The sequence below is a fragment of the Izhakiella australiensis genome (genome assembly GCF_002006995.1).
Classification (GTDB): domain Bacteria; phylum Pseudomonadota; class Gammaproteobacteria; order Enterobacterales; family Enterobacteriaceae; genus Izhakiella; species Izhakiella australiensis.
Map to the genome: position 1 here is coordinate 87,969 of NZ_MRUL01000016.1, position 21,514 is coordinate 109,482.

At 54.8% G+C, this 21,514-nt stretch carries 18 protein-coding genes and 1 riboswitch; of the genes, 13 read left to right on the top strand and 5 right to left on the bottom strand.

All coding sequences use genetic code 11. The features are described 5' to 3' along the window. The first annotated feature begins 1 nt into the window (after nucleotide 1). Entirely contained in the window at nucleotides 2–2,431 is a 2,430-nt protein-coding gene (locus BTJ39_RS18745; RefSeq protein WP_078004229.1) for a bifunctional aspartate kinase/homoserine dehydrogenase II, read from the top strand. Between the two features lie 55 nt (nucleotides 2,432–2,486). Here the strand turns inward: BTJ39_RS18745 and BTJ39_RS25305 are convergent, their stop codons facing one another. Further along, on the bottom strand, nucleotides 2,487–2,618 hold the full coding sequence (locus BTJ39_RS25305) for a hypothetical protein (protein WP_277869783.1): 132 nt from the start codon (nucleotides 2,616–2,618) through the stop codon (nucleotides 2,487–2,489). A 195-nt stretch (nucleotides 2,619–2,813) separates the two neighbouring features. On the opposite strand from BTJ39_RS25305, the gene metF reads away from it, so the two are divergent. The 3 genes from metF to BTJ39_RS18760 all read left to right on the top strand — a co-directional run bounded on the left by metF (nucleotide 2,814) and on the right by BTJ39_RS18760 (nucleotide 4,403). Further along, nucleotides 2,814–3,713 carry a methylenetetrahydrofolate reductase gene (metF, locus tag BTJ39_RS18750; RefSeq protein ID WP_078004230.1) on the top strand — a complete coding sequence of 300 codons (900 nt, stop codon included), beginning with the start codon at nucleotides 2,814–2,816 and terminating at the stop codon, nucleotides 3,711–3,713. A 64-nt stretch (nucleotides 3,714–3,777) separates the two neighbouring features. Next, on the top strand, nucleotides 3,778–3,969 hold the full coding sequence (locus tag BTJ39_RS18755) for a hypothetical protein (RefSeq protein ID WP_139356380.1): 192 nt from the start codon (nucleotides 3,778–3,780) through the stop codon (nucleotides 3,967–3,969). 83 nt (nucleotides 3,970–4,052) lie between these two features. After that, nucleotides 4,053–4,403 (top strand): hypothetical protein, encoded by a 351-nt coding sequence (locus BTJ39_RS18760; protein ID WP_078004233.1) that lies wholly within the window; start codon nucleotides 4,053–4,055, stop codon nucleotides 4,401–4,403. A 39-nt stretch (nucleotides 4,404–4,442) separates the two neighbouring features. Here the strand turns inward: BTJ39_RS18760 and ppc are convergent, their stop codons facing one another. Together ppc and argE are read right to left on the bottom strand one after the other, a co-directional pair. Further along, entirely contained in the window at nucleotides 4,443–7,088 is a 2,646-nt protein-coding gene (gene ppc, locus BTJ39_RS18765) for a phosphoenolpyruvate carboxylase (RefSeq protein ID WP_078004234.1), read from the bottom strand. Nucleotides 7,089–7,332: 244 nt separating this feature from the next. Continuing rightward, entirely contained in the window at nucleotides 7,333–8,484 is a 1,152-nt protein-coding gene (gene argE / locus BTJ39_RS18770; RefSeq protein WP_078004235.1) for an acetylornithine deacetylase, read from the bottom strand. Nucleotides 8,485–8,661: 177 nt separating this feature from the next. On the opposite strand from argE, the gene argC reads away from it, so the two are divergent. The 5 genes from argC (at nucleotide 8,662) to oxyR (ending at nucleotide 14,387) form a co-directional block, all read left to right on the top strand. Next, nucleotides 8,662–9,672: an N-acetyl-gamma-glutamyl-phosphate reductase gene (argC, locus tag BTJ39_RS18775; protein ID WP_078004237.1), complete on the top strand. Its 1,011-nt coding sequence runs from the start codon at nucleotides 8,662–8,664 to the stop codon at nucleotides 9,670–9,672. A 12-nt stretch (nucleotides 9,673–9,684) separates the two neighbouring features. After that, nucleotides 9,685–10,461, top strand: coding sequence for an acetylglutamate kinase (argB, locus tag BTJ39_RS18780; RefSeq protein ID WP_078004238.1), 777 nt, complete (start codon nucleotides 9,685–9,687; stop codon nucleotides 10,459–10,461). A gap of 32 nt (nucleotides 10,462–10,493) precedes the next feature. Further along, complete coding sequence (locus tag BTJ39_RS18785; protein ID WP_078004239.1) at nucleotides 10,494–11,708, top strand: argininosuccinate synthase; 1,215 nt, start codon at nucleotides 10,494–10,496, stop codon at nucleotides 11,706–11,708. A 40-nt stretch (nucleotides 11,709–11,748) separates the two neighbouring features. Then, complete coding sequence (gene argH / locus BTJ39_RS18790) at nucleotides 11,749–13,122, top strand: argininosuccinate lyase (RefSeq protein WP_078004241.1); 1,374 nt, start codon at nucleotides 11,749–11,751, stop codon at nucleotides 13,120–13,122. A 347-nt stretch (nucleotides 13,123–13,469) separates the two neighbouring features. Beyond that, entirely contained in the window at nucleotides 13,470–14,387 is a 918-nt protein-coding gene (oxyR, locus tag BTJ39_RS18795) for a DNA-binding transcriptional regulator OxyR (RefSeq protein ID WP_078004243.1), read from the top strand. On the opposite strand, the gene sthA is transcribed toward oxyR, so the two are convergent. Next, complete coding sequence (sthA, locus tag BTJ39_RS18800) at nucleotides 14,370–15,770, bottom strand: Si-specific NAD(P)(+) transhydrogenase (RefSeq protein ID WP_078004244.1); 1,401 nt, start codon at nucleotides 15,768–15,770, stop codon at nucleotides 14,370–14,372. The genes oxyR and sthA overlap by 18 nt on opposite strands. A gap of 190 nt (nucleotides 15,771–15,960) precedes the next feature. Between sthA and fabR the strand changes: the two genes are divergently transcribed. Beyond that, a complete protein-coding gene (gene fabR / locus BTJ39_RS18805) occupies nucleotides 15,961–16,614 on the top strand; it encodes an HTH-type transcriptional repressor FabR (RefSeq protein ID WP_078004246.1) in 654 nt (217 codons plus the stop codon). 5 nt (nucleotides 16,615–16,619) lie between these two features. Beyond that, complete coding sequence (locus BTJ39_RS18810; protein ID WP_078004247.1) at nucleotides 16,620–16,979, top strand: YijD family membrane protein; 360 nt, start codon at nucleotides 16,620–16,622, stop codon at nucleotides 16,977–16,979. A gap of 35 nt (nucleotides 16,980–17,014) precedes the next feature. On the opposite strand, the gene trmA is transcribed toward BTJ39_RS18810, so the two are convergent. Next, nucleotides 17,015–18,118, bottom strand: coding sequence for a tRNA (uridine(54)-C5)-methyltransferase TrmA (trmA, locus tag BTJ39_RS18815; protein WP_078004248.1), 1,104 nt, complete (start codon nucleotides 18,116–18,118; stop codon nucleotides 17,015–17,017). A 110-nt stretch (nucleotides 18,119–18,228) separates the two neighbouring features. Further along, nucleotides 18,229–18,405, top strand: a riboswitch (cobalamin riboswitch). A 67-nt stretch (nucleotides 18,406–18,472) separates the two neighbouring features. Between trmA and btuB the strand changes: the two genes are divergently transcribed. Further along, complete coding sequence (gene btuB, locus BTJ39_RS18820) at nucleotides 18,473–20,359, top strand: TonB-dependent vitamin B12 receptor BtuB (protein WP_078004261.1); 1,887 nt, start codon at nucleotides 18,473–18,475, stop codon at nucleotides 20,357–20,359. Continuing rightward, nucleotides 20,304–21,170 carry a glutamate racemase gene (gene murI / locus BTJ39_RS18825; RefSeq protein WP_078004249.1) on the top strand — a complete coding sequence of 289 codons (867 nt, stop codon included), beginning with the start codon at nucleotides 20,304–20,306 and terminating at the stop codon, nucleotides 21,168–21,170. The genes btuB and murI overlap by 56 nt, the downstream gene beginning before the upstream one ends. The last annotated feature ends 344 nt before the right edge of the window (nucleotides 21,171–21,514 follow it).

Genomic DNA, 21,514 nt, shown 5'->3' on the forward strand with positions numbered 1-21,514 from the left:
CATGAGTTTGACAGCAGGGGCGATAGTTTCTCGCCAGTTACATAAGTTTGGCGGCAGCAGCCTGGCCGATGCGAAGTGCTATCAACGCGTTGCCGGTATTATGGCAGAGTATAGCCAGCCCGGCGATATGATGGTGGTTTCCGCCGCAGGCAGCACCACTAACCAGCTGATTAGCTGGCTGAAGCTAAGCCAGAGCGATCGTCTGGCCGCCTACCAGGTACAGCAGGCGCTGCGTCGTTATCAGAGCGAACTTATTACCAGCCTGCTGCCGGAACCTTATGCAGGCCCTATGCTTAATGAACTGGTTGGCGATCTGGAGCAGCTGGCTGCCTTGCTGGATGGCGTCATCAACGATGCCGTTTATGCGGAAGTCGTCGGGCATGGTGAAATATGGTCCGCGCGCCTGATGGCGGCGGTGCTTAATCAACGTGAGCTGGCCGCCAACTGGCTGGACGCGCGCGCGTTTTTATGCGCAGAGCGCGCCGCGCAGCCGCAGGTGGATGAAGGCCGCTCCTGGCCTTTACTCCAGGCGCTGCTTGCACAACATCCTGAGCAGCGGCTGGTGGTGACCGGTTTTATCAGCCGTAACCAGCAGGGCGAAACCGTGCTGCTGGGGCGCAACGGTAGCGACTACTCCGCGACTCAGATTGGCGTGCTGGCAGGGGTGGCTAACGTCACCATCTGGAGCGACGTCGCTGGGGTCTACAGCGCCGATCCGCGCAAGGTAAAAGATGCCTGCCTGCTGCCGTTGCTGCGTCTGGACGAAGCCAGCGAGCTGGCGCGTCTTGCGGCGCCGGTGCTGCATGCCCGCACGCTGCAACCCGTTTCCTCCAGCGATATCAATTTACAGCTACGCTGCAGCTATCAGCCTGAACAGGGTTCCACGCGCATTGAACGCGTGCTGGCATCCGGCACCGGTGCGCGCATTGTCACCAGCCATGATGATGTCTGCTTGATTGAGTTTCAGGCGGCGGCATCCGATAGCTTCTCCGGCTTGCAGCAAGAAATCGACGCCTTACTGAAACGCGCTCAGCTGCGGCCGCTGGCGGTTGGCGTCCACCAGGATCGCAGTCTGATCCAGCTCTGCTACACCTCCGAAGTGGTCAATAGCGCGCTGAGCTTATTACAGGACGCGGGGCTGCCTGGTCGGCTACAACTGCGTGAAAGACTGGCATTGGTCGCGCTGGTGGGTGCGGGCGTCAGCCGTAACCCGCTGCACAGCCACCGCTTCTGGCAGCAGATCAAGGACCAGCCGGTGGAGTTTGTCTGGCAGTCCGCTGAGGGCATCAGCCTGGTGGCGGTACTGCGGGTGGGGCCTACTGAGCATTTAGTCCGTGGCCTGCATCAGTCGCTATTCCGGGCAGAGAAGCAGGTCGGCCTGATGCTATTCGGTAAAGGCAATATCGGTTCGCGCTGGCTGGAGCTGTTTGCCCGCGAGCAGGAAACGCTTTCCGCACGCACCGGCTTTGAATTTATTCTTGCCGGCGTGGTAGACAGTAACCGCAGCCTGCTGAACTACCAGGGCCTGGATGCCAGTCGCGCGCTGGCATTCTTCGGCGACGAGGCCGAAGAGCGTGATGAAGAGTCGCTGTTTTTGTGGATGCGCGACCATCCTTACGACGACCTGGTGGTACTCGACGTTACCGCCAGCGAACAGCTGGCCGATCAGTATCTGGATTTTGCCAGCTATGGTTTTCACGTCATCAGCGCGAACAAAGTCGCCGGGGCCTCGGCGGGCGATCACTATCGTCAGGTGCGTGATGCGTTTGCCAAAACCGGGCGCCACTGGCTGTATAACGCCACCGTTGGCGCCGGGCTGCCGATTAACTATGCGGTACGTGACCTGCGGGAAAGCGGCGATAGCATTCTGGCGCTCAGCGGCATTTTTTCCGGCACGCTGTCATGGCTGTTTTTACAATATGACGGCAGCGTGCCGTTCACCGAGCTGGTGGATCAGGCCTGGCAGCAGGGACTTACTGAACCAGACCCGCGCGTCGACCTGTCAGGTCAGGATGTGATGCGTAAGCTGGTTATTCTGGCTCGTGAGGCTGGCTATGACGTCGAACCCGATCAGGTTCGCGTTGAATCGCTGGTGCCAACCGGCTGCGACAACGCGTCGATCGACCACTTCTTTGAAAACGGCGACGTCCTTAATCAGACCATGCAGCAGCGTTTTGAGGCCGCGCAGGAGATGGGGCTGGTGCTGCGCTACGTGGCGCGCTTTGATGCCAACGGCAAAGCGCGCGTTGGCGTAGAGGCGGTGCGGCCTGAGCATCCGCTGGCTTCGCTGCTGCCCTGCGATAACGTCTTTGCCATCGAAAGCCGCTGGTATCGCGATAACCCGCTGGTTATTCGCGGGCCGGGGGCGGGACGCGACGTCACCGCCGGCGCCATTCAGTCCGACCTCAACCGGCTGGCCCAGCTGCTGTAACGGCGGCCAGTCAACGCCAGCCGCGCTGTCTGCTAAGCACAGCGTGGCTGGCGGTCTAAGACGTCGTTGCCGGCTGAAGAAAAGCGCTGGCAAAGGCAACATGCAGCGAAAGTGACGTTATCTTCTCTCTCATTTTGCCGTCTGCGCCTTTGTCATCGGCGCATTTAGCGCCCCCGATAGCTTTCATCTGTGGTGAAAATCCGCCCTGTGTATCAGATGAATGATGAAGTTTTTTCACTTTCCCTGAAGATTTGTCACGCTGAATGATTAATATTTAATTGACGCTGTCGCGGAAAACCGTCATTTTATCGGTATGGACGTCTAAACGTATGGATGTTCAATATAACAAGCCGTTTTACGTTACGATCGATGAGGTAAGGGTATGAGTTTCTTCCACGCCAACCAGCGCGAAGCGCTGAATCAGAGTCTGGCCGAGCTGGGTGGGCGGTTTAACGTCTCTTTTGAATTTTTTCCGCCGCGCACCAAAGAAATGGAAGACACGCTGTGGAACTCAATCGACCGTCTCAGTAGCCTGAAGCCGAAATTTGTTTCCGTAACCTATGGCGCTAACTCCGGCGAGCGCGATCGTACCCACAGCATTATTAAAGGCATTAAAGAGCGCACCGGGCTGGAAGCGGCGCCTCATCTTACCTGCATTGATGCCAGCCGCGATGAGCTGAAAACCATCGCTGAAGATTACTGGAGCAGCGGGATTCGACACATTGTCGCGCTGCGTGGCGATCTGCCTCCCGGCAGCGGCAAGCCGGATATGTATGCCTGCGATCTGGTTTCACTGTTGAAAGAAGTGGGGGATTTCGATATCTCCGTCACCGCTTATCCGGAAGTCCATCCGGAAGCGCGCAGCGCGCAGGCTGACTTAATCAACCTCAAACGTAAAATCGATGCCGGCGCTAATCGGGCGATAACCCAGTTTTTCTTCGACGTGGAAAGCTATCTGCGTTTTCGCGATCGCTGCGTGACGGCAGGTATCGACGTTGAAATCGTGCCGGGTATTTTACCGGTCTCAAACTTCAAGCAATTGCAGCGTTTTGCCACCCTGACTAACGTACGGGTGCCGGGCTGGATGACCAGCATGTTTGAAGGGCTGGATGACGATGCCGAAACGCGCAAAATGGTCGGCGCCAACATCGCCATGGATATGGTAAAAATCCTCAGTCGCGAAGGGGTGAAAGATTTTCATTTTTACACCCTCAACCGCGCTGAGATGAGCTACGCCATTTGCCATACGCTCGGTGTGCGTCCGGCAGTAAGCGCCGCCTGATTTATCCCGCTATTTTCTTCAGGCAGGCTAAGCCTGCCTGCCAGGATGCTGAAAGAGACGAGTGGTGACGTTCAAATCCTACAGCCGGGAAAAAATACGCGGCAAGGTTAGTGTCCTGTTGCCTTTTCTGGCCGTTTTATTGCCCGGTATCGCCTTTGTATTCTGGTGGGGATCGCTCAGCAATCACGTCTATCTGGCCGGCGATATTCCTCATTTTGAGCTGGCATCGCCATTGGTCTGGCCGGGGCGCTGCTGATTAGCCTGGGGGCGATTATTTTCTACCGCAAACGGCTGTGCACGCCGCGTGCGCTTCTTGCGCTGTTTGCTAAGTCAACGATTATGCTGAGCATATTCTTCCTGCCGCTTCCCGACGCGCTGGTGCGCTATTTGCCTGGCGAGCGCGTCAGCTACCAGACGGAATTCGACTACACCTTCCCCGGCCCGAGCAGGGGGAAGTCAGGGCGCTGCGAGATGGGGTTGAAAATCAAAGATAAGTCCCTGAAGCGCTGGATTGTGGTTTGCAGCAGCCGGGCATGGCTGGATGCCCACTTTCAGCGTGGCATGGATAGGATCAACGTGGTGGAAAAAGTGAACCGCTATGGCGTTCAGCTGGAGAGCTACCAGCTCGACTGGTCGCCGATCGGCATGCGGTCGCGCACAGGCATTTCGTATCCGAACGACGTTTACTGACGTCGGCGGGGCCATGTGACCACATGGCCCCTTATTTTACTAACCGGTATTGCGCATCCCTGCCGCCACTCCGGCGATCGTGACCATCAGCGCCTGTTCAACGTGCGGGTCCACCTCTTTACCGGCGGCATCCTGCAGGCGTGAACGGTGCAGAAGCTCGGCCTGAAGCACGTTCAGCGGGTCGGTGTAGACGTTACGCAGCGCGATAGATTCGGCGATCCACGGCTGGTCGGCCATCAAGTGGGCATCGTTGGCAATGGTTAATACCGCCGTGATATCCGCTTCCAGCTGCTGACGCAGCTCCTGACCCAGTGACCAGAGCGCAGGTTCCACCAGCCGCTGATCGTAATATTCCGCCAACCACAGGTCAGCTTTGGAATAAACCATCTCCAGCATGCCAAGTCGGGTCGAAAAGAACGGCCAGTCACGGCACATGGCTTCCAGCCGATCGCGATGCCCGTCGTTCATCGCTTTATGTAGCGCGGCGCCGGCACCCAGCCAGGCGGGCAGCATCAGGCGGTTCTGCGTCCAGGCGAAAATCCATGGAATAGCGCGCAGAGACTCAACGCCGCCGGTCGGGCGACGCTTAGCCGGCCGCGAGCCCAGCGGCAGCTTGCCCAGTTCCTGCTCCGGCGTTGCCGAGCGGAAATAAGGTACAAAATCTTTATTTTCACGTACATAGCCGCGATACATATCGCAGGAAACCGCTGATAAGTCGTCCATAACGCTGCGCCATTCAGGCTTAGGCTCCGGCGGCGGCAGCAGGTTAGCCTGCAAAATCGCGCCGGTATACAGCGACAGGCTGGTAATGGCAACCTCCGGCAGGCCGTATTTAAAGCGAATCATTTCACCCTGCTCGGTAACGCGCAGGCCGCCCTTCAGGCTGCCCGGCGGCTGCGACATCAATGCTGCCTGGGCGGGGGCGCCGCCGCGGCCGATGCTGCCGCCGCGACCGTGAAATAGCGTCAGCGTGATGCCGGCTTTTTCACAGGTTTTGATTAAGGCATCCTGCGCCTGATACTGCGCCCATGAAGCGGCCATGACGCCGGCGTCTTTGGCCGAGTCGGAATAGCCGATCATCACCATTTGTTTGCCCTGGATAAAGCCGCGATACCAGTCAATGTTCAGCAGCTGCGACATCACATCATTGGCGTTATTCAGGTCATCAAGGGTTTCAAACAGCGGCGCTACCGGCAGTGCGAACTGGATGCCGGCCTCTTTTAGCAGCAGATGGACGGCCAGCACATCGGAGGGCGTTTTCGCCATAGAGATGACATAGGCGGCGACCGAGCCGCGCGGCGCTTCGGCTGTGACGCGACAGGTTTCCAGCACTTCACGCGTTTCGGGCGTTGGCTCCCACTGGCGCGGAAGCAGGGGCCGCTTGGAGTTCAGCTCGCGGATCAGGAACGCCTGCTTATCCGCCTCGGACCAGCTTTCATAATCACCGAGGCCAAGGTAGCGGGTAATCTCCGCGATGGCCTCGGTATGGCGGGTGCTCTCCTGGCGAATATCGATACGCACCAGCGGCACGCCGAAGCATTTTACGCGCCGCAGCGTGTCCAGCAGCAGTCCGTTGGCAATAATACCCATACCGCAGGCTTTCAGCGATTGGTAGCAGGTATAAAGCGGATCCCACAGCTGCTCGTTGGCGATCAGCAGGTTGTCCGGACGCGGCAGTCGCTCGCCCTTCAGGCGGCTTTCCAGCCATGCCTGGGTTGCCAGCAGCTGCTGACGCAGGTTTTTCATGATTTCACGGTAGGGTTCCAGCGCATCCGGCTTGCCGCAAAGCTCGCGTACGTCATCGGTACATTCCGACATTGAGAGTTCAGAAATCAGCGTGCCGATGTCGCGCAGAAACAGATCGGTGGCCTTCCAGCGGCTCAGGCGAAGCACGTGACGGGTGATATCCGCGGTGACGTTAGGGTTACCGTCGCGGTCGCCGCCCATCCAGGAAGTAAACTGCACCGGCACAAAATCAACCGGCAGCGTATAGCCCAGGGTTTCCTCTACCTGACTGTTCAGCTCGCGCAGAAAGTCCGGTACGCCTTCCCACAGGCTGTTTTCCACCACGGCAAAGCCCCACTTGGCTTCATCGACCGGCGTCGGGCGGTACTTGCGGATTTCGTCAGTATGCCAGGCTTGGGCGATGAGCTGGCGCAGACGGCGCATAATCAGATGCCGGTCGTGATCGGAAACGTCGTGATCGAGTTCTTTCAGGCAGTTATTGACCTCTACCTGTTTGTGGATCAGGGTCCGACGGGTAATTTCGGTAGGATGCGCGGTCAGCACCAGCTCCAGCGACAGCGACTCAATGGCGGTACGAATCGTCTCTTCGTTTAGTTCCGGCTGTTTTTTAAGATTCTCAAGGATGCTTTTCAGCATCTCCGGCTGGTATACGCCGCTCTTGTGCGAAATGGTATTGAACTGCTCGGCCACATTGGTGAGGTTAAGAAACTGGCTGAAGGCGCGGGCGACGGGAAGCAATTCATCATTAGAGAGGTTTTGCAGGGTTGTCAGCAATTCCTGGCGATGAGCGTCATTTCCCGCACGGGAAGACTTAGAGAGCTTACGGATGGTTTCCACCCGGTCGAGGATGTTTTCTCCCAGCGCATCCTTGATGGTATCTCCAAGAAGTTTACCGAGCATACTGACATTGCTTCGCATTGCGGAATATTGTTCGTTCATTGTCCCTGTCACCTTCTTTTGTTCTGGTGGCCTGTTTTGCCCGGCTGGGCATAACCTTGTCTTTTATCTAGCCACGGTTAATCGCATTCGTCAATTGACTTAAATGGGTGTAGTTAACTCTCTAACTATAGGTAATTTAAGAAATTTAACTCGACTGGCGTTAGATAAGTTATGCTTATCGACAAATTCGGAAAATTACCGGGGTAAGTCGTCGTTTTTGCAATCATATACCCCGGTTTCTGGTTTAATGCTGGCAGAAATGGCTTACGACCTGACTGATAATCTCGCGGGTCGGCTTGATAAATGCCATATCGATATATTCATCCGGCTGGTGCGCCTGATTGATAGAGCCTGGCCCTAATACCAGCGTCGGGCAAATTTCATTGATAAACGGCGCCTCGGTGCAGTAATTGACGATTTCTGTGTCGGTGCCTAACAGCTTTTCCACCACGGTGATTAAATCATGCTCACGCGGGCACTCATAGCCGGGTATCGGAGGATGAAGCTCGCCTACCGTCAGGCGGCCCGGCCAGCGTTCGCTCACCGGCGCCAGCGCCTCGTTTAATAAGCCATCTAAGTCACTTAACGTCAGGCCCGGCAGCGGGCGTATATCCATATGTAGCTCGCAGCACGCGCAGATGCGGTTCGCGGCGTCACCGCCATGGATATGGCCGAAGTTCATCGTGGGATAGGGAATGGCAAAGCCGTCGTGGTGATAACGTTCTTTCAGCGTATTGCGCAGCTGCATCAGATGGCCGATAGCATCATGCATCAACTCAATGGCGTTAACACCGCGCGCCGGATCGCTTGAATGGCCGGATTGACCCTGAATGCGAATGGCATGCGAGAGGTGGCCTTTGTGCGCGCGTACCGGTTTTAGCGAGGTAGGCTCGCCGATAATCGCGCAGTCGGGGCGAATTGCGCTATTTTCGGAAAAATATCTTGCCCCGGCCATTGTAGTTTCTTCATCTGCCGTCGCCAGGATATAGAGTGGTTTTTTCAGCGTTGAAATATCAACATCACGCAGGCTGTCTAAAATAAAGGCAAAGAAGCCTTTCATATCGGCGGTGCCGAGGCCGTACAGCTTATTGTCGTGCTCGGTGAGGGTAAAAGGGTCGCGCGTCCAGCGTCCATCGTCAAAGGGCACCGTATCGGTATGTCCGGCCAGCAGCAAGCCGCCTGCGCCGCTGCCGGTTTTCGCCAGCATATTGAATTTATGGCGGGTGCCGGGGACCGACTGAACTTCAACGGTGAAACCGAGATCGCGGAACCAGCCGGCCAGCAAGTTGATTAAAGTTTCATTGCTCTGATCGAGGGCGCTCTCGGTCGCGCTGATCGAAGGAGTGGCAATCAACTCACGGTATAGCTCGATAAATGGTGGTAATTTTGTCTTCACTGTTGACAGTCCTTGCGTTAGGATAGTATCAATATTCATGCAATATTAGTGAATAAAAATACAATAACCGAATGCAGATGAAAACGCTTAGCGCTTACTTTTCTGCATAGCTCCGTGGGAAACCAGTGTACTGCGCTGCAACCCGACAGTTCATGACCCAAAGAGGTACGGAATCTGATGTTGAATACGCTGATTGTTGGTGCCAGTGGCTACGCTGGTGTAGAGCTGGCGACCTATATCAATCGACACCCACAGATGACCATAACCGCTTTAGCTGTTTCAGCGCAAAGCCCTGATGCCGGAAAATTACTTTCTGATCTGCATCCTCAATTAAAAGGCGTGATAGATCTGCCGCTTGAGCCGCTGAGCGATGCGGCAGTCTGGGCGAACAAAGTCGATGTCGTTTTTCTTGCCACCGCGCATGAGGTCAGTCATGACCTGGCGCCGGTGTTCCTTGAGGCCGGCTGCGTGGTGTTTGATCTTTCCGGGGCATTTCGCGTCAGCAAGCCGGGCTTCTATGACGAGTTCTACGGTTTTAGCCATCAGCATCCGCAGTGGTTGAGTAAGGCGGCTTACGGCCTGGCGGAGTGGAACCACCAGCAGATTAAAGAGGCGCAGCTGATTGCCGTGCCGGGCTGCTATCCGACCGCCGCCCAGCTGGCGTTGCGACCGCTGCTGGAGGCCGGGGTTATTAACGACGCACAATGGCCAGTCATTAACGCCACCAGCGGCGTTAGCGGCGCCGGCCGCAAAGCCAGCATGACGACCAGCTTTTGTGAGGTGAGCCTGCAGCCATACGGTATTTTCAATCACCGTCATCATTCGGAAATCGTCAGCCACCTCGGTACGTCGGTCATCTTTACGCCGCACCTGGGTAATTTTCCGCGCGGCATTCTGGAAACAATTACCTGCCGCCTGAAACCGGGCGTCAGCCGCGAAGATGTGGCCGAAGCGTTGCACAATGCTTATCAGGATAAGCCGCTGGTGCGGGTATATGACAAAGGCGTACCTTCAATCAAATCGGTTGTCGGCTTGCCGTACTGCGATATCGGCTTTGCGGTGCAGGATGAGCACCTGATTGCGGTTTCGGCGATTGATAATTTGCTCAAAGGCGCCGCTTCACAGGCGGTGCAGTGCCTGAATATTCGTTTTGGTTTCCCGGAAACCGAATCTCTGGTCTATGCGTAGGTAAGCGACAAGATGACAACTCCCCTGATTATTAAACTGGGTGGCGTATTACTGGACAGCGACGAAGCGCTGGCCCGGCTGTTTGACGCAATAGTCGCCTGGCGTGGAACTCATAACCGGCCGTTGCTGATTGTGCACGGTGGCGGTTGCCTGGTGGATGAGCTGATGCAGAAACTCGGGCTGCCGGTGAAAAAGAAAAATGGCCTGCGGGTCACGCCTGCCGACCAGATTGACATTATTACCGGCGCGCTGGCCGGTACTGCGAATAAAACGCTGCTGGCCTGGGCGAAAAAGCAGGGGATCAGCAGCGTAGGCCTCTGTCTTGGCGATGGCGATAGCGTGCGGGTTGCGCAGTTTGATGCGGAACTTGGACACGTCGGCAACGCGACGCCGGGCAATCCGGCGCTGATTAATGCCATGCTGGCGGGCGGCTTTCTGCCGATCGTCAGCTCGATTGGCATTAGCGCAGAGGGTGAGTTGATGAACGTTAACGCCGATCAGGCGGCAACGGCTCTGGCAGCGACCCTGGGCGCCGATTTAGTTCTGCTCTCCGACGTCAGCGGCATCCTTGATGCGAATAAAACGCGCATTGCCGAAATGACGGCAGAAAAGGCAGAGCAGCTTATCGCCGACGGCGTGATTACCGACGGCATGATCGTCAAAGTTAATGCCGCGCTTGACGCGGCGCGTACACTCGGGCGTCCGGTAGATATCGCCAGCTGGCGTCATGCCGAGCTGCTACCCGACCTGTTTAACGGCGTGCCAATCGGCACCCGTATTCTGGCTTAATAATTCGAAATCGTATTCAAGGAAAATAAGACATGCAAAACCAAGGTATTAAGAAAATTGTCCTCGCTTATTCCGGCGGCCTGGATACCTCGGCGATTATTCCCTGGCTGAAAGAGAACTATGGCGGCTGCGAAGTGGTGGCATTCGTAGCGGATATTGGTCAGGATCGCGAAGACCTGGTCGGGGTTGAAAAGAAAGCGCTGCAGTCTGGCGCATCTGAATGCCATGTGGTTGATCTGCGTGAAGCATTTATCCGCGATTACGTCTATCCGGTGCTGAAAACGGGGGCGTTATATGAAGGCACTTACCTGCTGGGCACCTCAATGGCGCGCCCTATTATTGCTAAAGCTCAGGTGGAGTTGGCGCTGAAAGTAGGGGCTGATGCCCTGTGCCACGGCGCGACCGGTAAAGGCAATGACCAGGTGCGCTTTGAATCAACCTACACCGCCCTTGCTCCGCAGCTGAAGGTGGTTGCCCCGTGGCGCGAGTGGAACCTGCGCTCGCGCGAGGCGCTGTTGGACTACCTGAAAGAACGTAACATTCCTACCACCGCATCACTGGAAAAAATCTACAGTCGCGATGAGAATGCCTGGCATATTTCTACTGAAGGCGGGGTGCTGGAAAGTCCGGCAAATGCCAATAACGATGACTGCTGGGTATGGACCGTTGATCCGAAAAAGGCGCCCGATCAGGCAGAACAGGTAACGATAAACGTTGAGAAGGGTGAAGTTGTTGCGGTCAATGGCGAAGCGCTCAGCCCGTATCAGTGTCTGGAAAAACTGAACGCGATTGGAGCAAAACACGGTGTAGGACGTATTGATATCGTGGAAAACCGCCTGGTTGGGATGAAATCACGCGGCTGCTACGAAACGCCTGGCGGCACCATCATGATGGCTGCACTGCGCGCCGTCGAGCAGCTGGTTTTAGATCGCGATAGTTTCAAATGGCGCCAGCAGCTGGGCCTGGAGATGTCCTACGTGGTGTATGACGGTCGCTGGTTTGCGCCGCTGCGCCGCTCGCTACAGGCTTCTGCCGAATCGCTGGCCGGTGAGGTGAATGGCGAAGTGGTGCTGGAATTGTATAAAGGCCATGTTAACGCGCTGCAGAAAACCTCGGCGAACAGTCTTTATTCCGAAGCGTTCGCCACTTTTGGCGAAGACGAGGTTTACGATCAAAGCCACGCGGGCGGCTTCATTCGCCTGTTCTCGCTGTCATCACGCATCCGTGCGCTGAACGAGAAAAAGTAAGGGATATTCGTTAACTGACCCGGTATGAGGAAGCATGACTATGGCACTTTGGGGTGGACGTTTTACACAGGCAGCCGACCAGCGGTTCAAGCAGTTTAATGACTCACTGCGTTTTGATTACCGGCTGGCTGAGCAGGACATCATCGGCTCAGTAGCCTGGTCCAAAGCGCTGGTCAGCGTTAAGGTACTGACCGTCGACGAACAGCAGCAGCTGGCGTCGGCGCTGACGGCGCTGCTTGAAGAAGTGCGGGCAAATCCGCAGCAGATCCTCGACAGCGACGCGGAAGATATTCACAGCTGGGTGGAAGGCAAGCTAATCGATAAAGTCGGCGCGCTCGGTAAAAAGCTGCATACCGGGCGCAGCCGCAACGATCAGGTCGCCACCGATTTGAAGCTGTGGTGCAAAGCCCAGCTTTCTGACCTGCTTAGCGCCGTGCGCGAGCTGCAAAAGGCGCTGGTAGCCACTGCGGAAGTAAATAAAGACGTCGTTATGCCGGGATATACCCATTTGCAGCGCGCTCAGCCGGTTACCTTCGCTCACTGGTGCCTGGCGTACGTTGAGATGCTGGCGCGTGATGAAAGCCGTTTGCAGGATACGCTGAAGCGGCTTGATGTCAGCCCGCTCGGCTGCGGCGCGCTGGCCGGCACCGCGTATGAAATAGATCGCGAACAGCTGGCCGGCTGGCTGGGCTTCGCCGGCGCAACCCGCAACAGTCTGGACAGCGTTTCCGATCGCGACCACGTGCTGGAGCTGCTGTCTGACGCTTCTATTGGCATGGTGCACCTGTCGCGTTTTGCGGAAGACCTGATTTTCTTTAATAGCGGCGAAGCCGGTTTCGTGGAGTTGTCCGATCGCGTGACCTCCGGGTCGTCTTTGATGCCGCAAAAGAAAAATCCGGATGCGCTGGAGCTGATTCGCGGCAAGTGCGGTCGGGTGCAGGGAGCGCTCACCGGCATGATGATGACGCTAAAAGGGCTGCCGTTGGCTTACAACAAAGATATGCAGGAAGACAAAGAGGGGCTGTTTGATGCACTCGATACCTGGGCTGACTGCTTGCATATGGCAACCCTGGTGCTTGATGGCATTCAGCTCAAGCGTCCTCGCTGTCAGGAGGCGGCCGAGCAGGGATATGCAAACGCAACGGAGCTGGCGGATTATCTGGTGGCGAAAGGCGTTCCCTTTCGTGAAGCGCACCATATCGTTGGGGAAGTTGTCGTGGAAGCGCTGAAGCAAGGCGTGGCGCTGGAGGCGCTGAAGCTGACAGCCTTCCAGGCTTTCAGTCCGGCTATCGGCGAAGATGTTTATCCGTTCCTCGCATTACAATCCTGTCTTGATAAACGCAATGCTAAAGGCGGCGTATCGCCGCACCAGGTTGCGCAGGCCATTACTGACGCCAGGCAGCGGCTGGAATAAAAAAAGGGCGGGCTCAAGGCCCGCCAAAACTTTCGCTTCAGTTTCATTATTACTTCTAACGCATCAGTGAGTCAGATCGCTGTAACGGCGAGCTGTTACTGATTCTTCTTCAGGCGTTTTGCAGGTAACGCTCCAAATCGTAAACCTTAAACGGGTGGTCAGGTTCCCTGGCGCTCAGGGAATGTGCGCTTTGCTTCCTGACTGGCAAACCAACTGCGAAAACCGCTATGTTGTTGGATAATAAGCTGCTCAACTGGGTGCTATTATTGGTTTCTTAGCTTGATAGGGCTAATCGTTGATTGCTATTCTATCTATCGTTATGGACTATCGTAGTTGGGAGGGATTGCATGAACATACGTGATTTAGAGTATCTGGTTGCGTTGGCGGAACACCGCCATTTTCGCCGTGCGGCTGATGCTTGCCATGTGAGCCAGCCGACGCTAAGCGGCCAGATTCGTAAGCTGGAAGATGAGCTGGGCGTGATGCTGCTGGAACGCACAAGCCGCAAAGTGCTGTTCACTCAGGCAGGGCTGCTGCTGGTTGAGCAGGCGCGCACCGTGTTACGTGAGGTGAAGGTGCTTAAGGAGATGGCCAGTCAGCAGGGGGAGAGCATGTCCGGGCCGCTGCATATCGGGCTGATCCCGACAGTTGGCCCTTATCTGCTGCCGCAGATAATCCCGACGCTGCATCACACCTTCCCGAAGCTGGAAATGTATCTGCATGAAGCTCAAACCCAGCAGCTGCTGGCCCAGCTCGATAGCGGCAAGCTTGACTGCGCAATTCTTGCGTTAGTAAAAGAGTCTGAAGCGTTTATTGAAATTCCGCTATTTGATGAGCCGATGAAGCTGGCTATTTACGAAAATCATCCATGGCATGACCGCGAACGTATCGCCATGTCAGAGCTGGCGGGCGAGAAACTGTTAATGCTGGAAGATGGACACTGCCTGCGCGATCAGGCGATGGGATTCTGCTTTGAAGCCGGCGCCGATGAAGATACGCATTTTCGCGCCACCAGCCTTGAGACGCTGCGTAACATGGTGGCGGCAGGCAGTGGCATTACCCTGCTGCCTGCGCTGGCGGTGCCAAATCAAAGGGTGCGCGATGGCGTCTGCTATATCGATTGCTATAAGCCTGTTCCGCAGCGCACGATTGCTCTGGTGTATCGCCCCGGCTCACCGCTGCGTAATCGTTATGAGCAGCTGGCAGAGGCGATCAAAACGCATATGCGCCAGTATATGGATGCTGCGTTAAAACAGGCGGTTTAAGCCGTTAAGCGCTGCTACGCGATAGGCTTCGGCCATCGTTGGGTAATTAAAGGTGGTATTCACAAAGTACTCGATTGTGTTGCCGCCGTTTTTTTGCTCCATGATAGCCTGGCCGATGTGAATAATTTCAGCCGCGCGCTCACCGAAGCAATGAATACCCAGAATTTCTTTGGTTTCACGATGGAAAAGGATCTTCAGGCTACCGATGTTCATTCCGACGATTTGCGCCCGCGCCAGGTGCTTAAATTGCGCGCGGCCGACTTCATAAGGCACTTTCATCGCCGTCAGCTGCTGTTCAGTTTTGCCCACCGAGCTAATTTCGGGAATGGTATAAATTCCCGTTGGGATATCTTCAATCAGATGGGCCGTTGCTTCACCCTTCATGATCGCCTGGGCAGCAATACGCCCCTGATCGTATGCGGCCGAAGCCAGGCTCGGGTAGCCAATAACGTCGCCTACAGCATAGATGTGCGGCTGTGCAGTTTGATACATGCTGTTAACTTTCAACAGGCCACGGCTGTCTACTTCCAGCCCCACGGTATCCAGCGTTAGCGTATCCGTGTTACCGGTACGTCCGTTGGCGTACAGCAGGCAATCAGCTTTAACCTTTTTCCCCGATTTAAGATGCAGGATGACGCCATCGTCCATTCCTTCAATCTTTTCAAACTCTTCGTTATGACGAATCACCACGCCGCTGTTCCAGAAATGGTAGGAGAGCGAGTCGGACATCTCCTGATCGAGGAAGGCAAGCAGGCGATCGCGGGTGTTAACCAAATCGACTTTAACGTTAAGTCCACGGAAGATAGAAGCATATTCGCAGCCAATAACCCCGGCGCCATAAATAATGACGTGGCCAGGTTCATGATGGAGATTAAGGATTGAATCGCTGTCGTAAATGCGTGGATGGGTAAAATCAACCTCGTTGGGGTGATAGGGGCGCGAGCCGCAGGCGATGACAAATTTTTCCGCCGTCAGCCGTTCCCGGGTGCCGTCATGGGACTCAATCTCGATGGTATTAGCGTCGATAAAATTGGCATCCCCCTGAAACAGCTCACAGCGATTGCGCTCGTAAAAACCCTGACGCATGCGCGTCTGCTGGCTGATAACGTTTTCTGTGTGGTTCAGAATGTCGGCAAAAGAAGAGCGTAATAAGCGGGAATGATCGCTGTAAAGGGGATTCTGGTTGAATTCAATAATACGGCTGACCGCGTGGCGAAGCGCCTTGGAGGGAATGGTTCCCCAATGGGTGCAGCCTCCTCCGATGTTGTGATAGCGCTCAATGACCGCGACGCGGGCTCCGCCTTTAACCAGGCCCATAGCCGCACCTTCTCCGCCGGGGCCGGAACCTATCACAATGACATCATAATCATAATCGTGTGGCATACCAGTACGTCCTTTTTTAAACAATTCTACAACGGGATTCTAACATCAGGCCAATAAGTTCCCAATTCTAACCCTTTCAGGTTGTATCGTTTGACAATGCGTGATGTTAACAGCCGTTCACAAAGTTTGGCGGACTGTACGCTGAGAATTTTGTTATAGTGCGTTAATGACAACAAAAACAGGCACAAATATGGGCATTCGGGCGCAACAGAAGGAGCGAACGAGGCGTTCACTGATTGAGGCCGCATTCAGCCAGCTGAGTGCGGAGCGCAGTTTCGCCAGCTTAAGCCTGCGAGAAGTTGCCCGCGAAGCGGGAATAGCGCCGACGTCATTTTATCGTCACTTTCGTGATGTAGATGAATTAGGGCTGACAATGGTTGATGAGAGCGGCCTGATGCTGCGCCAGCTAATGCGCCAGGCGCGTCAGCGTATTGCTAAAGGCGGCAGCATCATTAAAACCTCGGTTTCAACCTTTATGGAGTTCATTGGCAATAATCCGAACGCTTTTCGGTTGTTATTGCGTGAACGTTCGGGTACTTCAGCTGCGTTTCGTGCCGCCGTTGCGCGCGAAATCCAGCATTTTATTGCCGAACTGGCTGACTACCTGGAGCTGGAAAACCGCATGCCGCGCAGCTTTATTGAAGCCCAGGCCGAGGCGATGGTCATTATCGTATTTAATGCCGGTGCCGAAGCGCTGGACATCGACGCCGCACAGCGAAGTCAGTTAGAAGATCGCTTAGTGTTGCAGCTGAGAATGATCTCGAAAGGCGCCTACTACTGGTATCGTCGCGAGCACGAAAAGCTGGCGGTAACGTTGGCCTCGGACCCCTATCAAAAAAGGTAAGCAATATGAGTTTGGCGACTGCCCGGGATAAAGGTACGCTGCTGCTGGCGTTTCTTACCGGACTTTCAATTAACGGTACTTTTTCAGTATTGTTCAGCAGTTACGTGCCTTTTTCAATTTTTCCTGTTATTGCGCTAGGCCTGTCTGCCTGGTGTCTGCATCAGCGCTATCTTAACCGCTCAATGCCGGATGGCCTGCCTTCCCTCGCTGCGGCTTTCTTTCTGCTGGGGATACTGCTTTATAGCGCTATCGTGCGTGCCGAATATCCGGACATAGGTTCAAACTTTGTGCCGACCATCCTGATGGTTATCGTCGTTTTCTGGATCGGCTGGCGCGTAAAGCGCCGTACTGCATCCGGGCGTTGATTGCGGCAACGGTGCCGGTCCGGCACCGCTATTTATCAGGCTTTACGCTCCAGCAGTACGCCGCACTCCATGTGGTGGGTATACGGGAACTGGTCAAACAGCGCCAGTCGCGTAACTTCATGGGTCTGATTTAAAATCTGCAAATTCTCGCACAGCGTTTGCGGGTTGCAGGAAATATAAAGAATGCGCGGATAGCCCTGCACCATTTTTACCGTTGCCTCATCCAGCCCGCTGCGCGGCGGATCGACAAAAATAGTTTCACATTCATAGCTGGTCAGATCGATTCCCTGCAGGCGGTTAAAAACACGCTCGCCGTTCAGCGCCGCGGTAAATTCTTCCGCCGCCATGCGAATAATTTGTACATTATCAATCTGATTTGCGCTGATGTTGAATTGAGCGGCGGCGACCGATGGCTTTGCGATTTCAGTTGCCAGCACGCGGCGGAAGTTGGGTGCCAGCGCCAGAGAGAAGTTGCCGTTACCGCAGTACAGCTCCAGCAGATCGCCACGTGACCCCTGCGTTGTCGCCAGCGCCCATTCAAGCATCTGAACGTTCATTGCTGCATTAGGCTGGGTAAAACTGTTTTCCACCTGGCGATATATTAAATCACGTCCCGCAACCGGCAGCACTTCGTCAACATAATCCCGATCGAGGCAAATCTTGGTTTTGGTTGCCCGACCAATAAGTTGCAGCTGGAACCCGGCTGCGCGCAGCTCATCACGCAGTGCGCTGGCGGCGGCTTTCCACTCCTCATCCAGCTTACGATGGTAGAGGAGCGATACCACTATCTGGCCACTTAATGTGGAAAGATAATCTATCTGGAACAGTTTACGTCGCAGTACGCCGTGCTCGCGAATACGCGCTATTAATAGCGGCATGAGCTGGTTAATGAGCTCACTTGCCGCCGGAAATTGATCGACCCGGATCCGCTGACGCGTCTGCTGATCGAAAATAATATGGTAGAGATCGTCACCGTCATGCCAGATTCGAAATTCTGCCCGCATACGGTAGTGGCTGACGGGAGAACGAAATACCGCAATCTCCGGAGCGTTGAAGGGGGTCATCAGCGTGTTGAGATGACTGACTTTCTCAGCAAGCTGGTCGTCGTATTGTTCCACTGGCAGGATTTCGGGGGTCATGAAGTTTCCAGGTTGTGCATTAAACTGAGCGGGATTGTAGGGGCTCAATTTACGATGTCCAGCCGTGTGTTAAATAGATGTATAGAAGTCTGGATTTCCAATCGCGGTAATTGTAGCATGCGCGCACCGGTATTATGTGAAATGGGAATCCAGTGTAAATCTGGAGCTGACGCGCAGCGGTAATAAGTGTCATGACAACAGCCTCGTGCAGACACTGTCCTTGTGATGGGAAGTCGTTGTCATTTATGACTTTAAGCCCGAAGACCTGCCGGTGTTACGTCGCTTTCGTACGGCCATCGCGTGCTATACGCCGTATGCTGCGGCATCCTGAGTTCTGATTTGGATGCTCATAAAATGATGAATAAAAAAAACTCGCTGTGCGCGTTAAGCGCCACGGCGGTTGTGTTCTGCGCGCCTTATGCTTTTGCGCAGGAAAATGATGATACGATGGTCGTCACCGCGAACCGATTCGCTCAGCCGGTTTCTTCCGTGCTGGCTTCAACCACTGTGGTAACAAAAGACGAAATAGAACGCTGGCAGTCGAAAAACCTGGTGGAAGTTATGCGCCGTCTGCCGGGGGTGGATATTGCCCAAAACGGCGGCATTGGACAGAGCGCCTCGCTCTATGTTCGTGGCTCCGAAGCGCGCCACACGCTGGTGCTGGTGGATGGCATACCGCTGGCTAAGCCTGGAATAACCGGCGTTGCTGATTTTAATCAAATTCCAATCTCTCTGGTCCAGCGCGTCGAATTTATCCGCGGTCCGCGCTCAGCGGTTTATGGTGCCGATGCGATTGGCGGCGTAGTTAATATCATTACCCAAAGTCACGATGATAACGCCAGTATCTCCGCCGGTGCCGGTTCCGATCATTACCAGGAATATAGCGGTAACTTCAGTAAGAACGTGACCAAAGATACACGCATCACGCTGGCAGGCTCATTTCAGGATACTAAGGGTTATAATATTCAGCCCAATTCAACCTGGCCGGCTGACGGCGACCGTGACGGCTGGAATAACAAAGCCTTTTGGGCTGGGGTTGAGCATACTTTTAATCAAAATTTCTCGGCCTTTTTCCGCGGTTATGGCTATGGCGCGGGCAGTGATTATGACGCGGGTTCATTTGGTGGCCAGGACGCGCAGCAAATCTATAATCACACTTATGATGCCGGCCTGCGTTTTAACGATGGCGACTATGCTTCGCAGCTGATTGCCAGCTATCAGAAATACAAAGCGCTTAATTACGTGACTGCGGAAGGGCGCTATGCCGATAGCGACAGCCTTGACGACATGGAGCAGCGTACGCTGCAGTGGGGCAATACGCTGCGGCTAGGTCAGGGGATGGTCAGCGCGGGCGTAGACTGGAAGCAGGAGCGCCTGCTCTCGGTCGGCCAGAGCTTTTCGACATTTGGCCGGGAAAGCGATCGCTATCAGCAGAACAACAGTGGTGCGTACCTGACCGCACAGCAGCAGCTGGGAACGGTAACCCTGGAGGGCTCTGTTCGCGGTGATGATAATGAAGACTTTGGTCGCCATGGCACCTGGCAAGCCGCTGCTGGCTGGGAGTTTATTCCTGATTATAAGTTGACTCTCTCTTACGGTACGGGTTTCCAGGCGCCGACACTCGGACAGCTTCATGGGCAAAAAAGGTTTGATATCGCCTCCAATCCCAACCTGAAACCTGAGGAGTCAAAACAGTGGGAAGCCGATCTGGATGGTATTAGCGGTCCGCTAACCTGGCGGCTCGCGGCCTGGCATAATCAGGTTGAAAACCTGATTGATTATGCCAGCGATCCGGTGACCTTCCAGGGGGGCTACTACAACTTAAAATCGGCAACGATGAAAGGACTTGAGTGGACCGGTGAGATTGATACCGGTCCGCTGAATCATCAGCTCACGCTTACTTATCTGGATGCCCGCCGCGATTCAGATGATGAAGTCCTGGCGCGCCGTGCCCGTCAGCAGCTGAAGTATCAGCTTGGCGTTACGCTGTATGACTTCGATATTGATGCCATTTACCAGTACTTTGGCAAACGCTACGACAATAACACCAGCGAATATACCTCCGGGCAGCGCCGTTTGCCCAGTTACAGTACGGTGGATCTTGCCGTGTCGTATCCAATCACCTCTCACCTGACGGTTCGTGGTAGAATTGCTAACCTGTTCGATAAAGATTACGAGACAGCGTATGGCTACCAGACTCCCGGAAGAGAGTACTTTGTTAACGGAACTTACACCTTCTGATCTTCGTCCCACCGTGCTGGTATTTGACTCCGGCGTCGGTGGGCTTTCTGTGTATGACGAAATCAGACAGCTACTACCCGGTTTGCATTATCTGTATGTCTTCGACAACGAGGCGTTTCCCTATGGGGAAAAGTCCGAGGAGTTTATCGTTGACCGGGTAGTGCAAATCGTTGACGCCGCCACCCGGCTCTATCCGCTGGCGCTGGTGGTCATTGCCTGTAACTCTGCCAGTACCGTCACTTTACCCGCGTTGCGTCAGCACTTTGCTTTTCCTGTCGTTGGCGTGGTGCCGGCCATTAAACCCGCAGCCAGGCTCACGCGTAATGGCGTAGTGGGGTTGCTGGCAACGCGCGGCACGGTTAAACGCCCCTATACGCATGAGCTGGTTTCTCGTTTTGCTAATGAATGTAAAACTGAGATGCTGGGTTCTGCGGAGTTGGTGGAGCTGGCTGAAGCCAAGCTGCACGGCAAAGCCATATCTCTTGATGAAATTCGTCACATACTTCAACCCTGGCTACGTATGGCTGAACCACCTGATACGGTGGTGCTTGGCTGTACGCATTTCCCGTTGTTAAACGAGGAGTTGCAGGCAGTTCTGCCCGAAGGCACCCGATTGATTGATTCGGGGGCGGCAATAGCGCGGCGTACGGCATGGCTGCTGGCGAACGAAGCTCCTGATGCCTGCTCTGCGGATGCATCGCGGGCATTTTGCCTGAGCCTGGATGAACAGGCCGTACAACTTTTGCCCGTTTTACAGCGTTATGGCTTCGAAACGCTGGAAAAGCTCTCACTTCAGCCGTTGAGTGAGTAAAAAAACGGCAGTTAATTATAATTTTGCAATTAGCACTTGTCAGCGCATCTGAAGCGCCTATAATGCGCCTCCACTGGCACGGCACAGCGGCAACGCGGACGGGGTCAGCAGGACGATGAAGCGATTCAGAATCCTGGCGGAGGAAAGGAAAAAATCCTTGACTCTTCAGCGGCAAAGCGTAATATACGCAGCCCGCGCCACGAGATAAAGTGGCACTGCTCTTTAACAATTTATCAGACAATCTGTGTGGGCACTCGCAGGATTGATATCGCAAAACTATTTGATGTATCAAGTCTTGAAGAGTGAACACGTAAATTCATTACGTAACCGTCAGGTTTTAATTA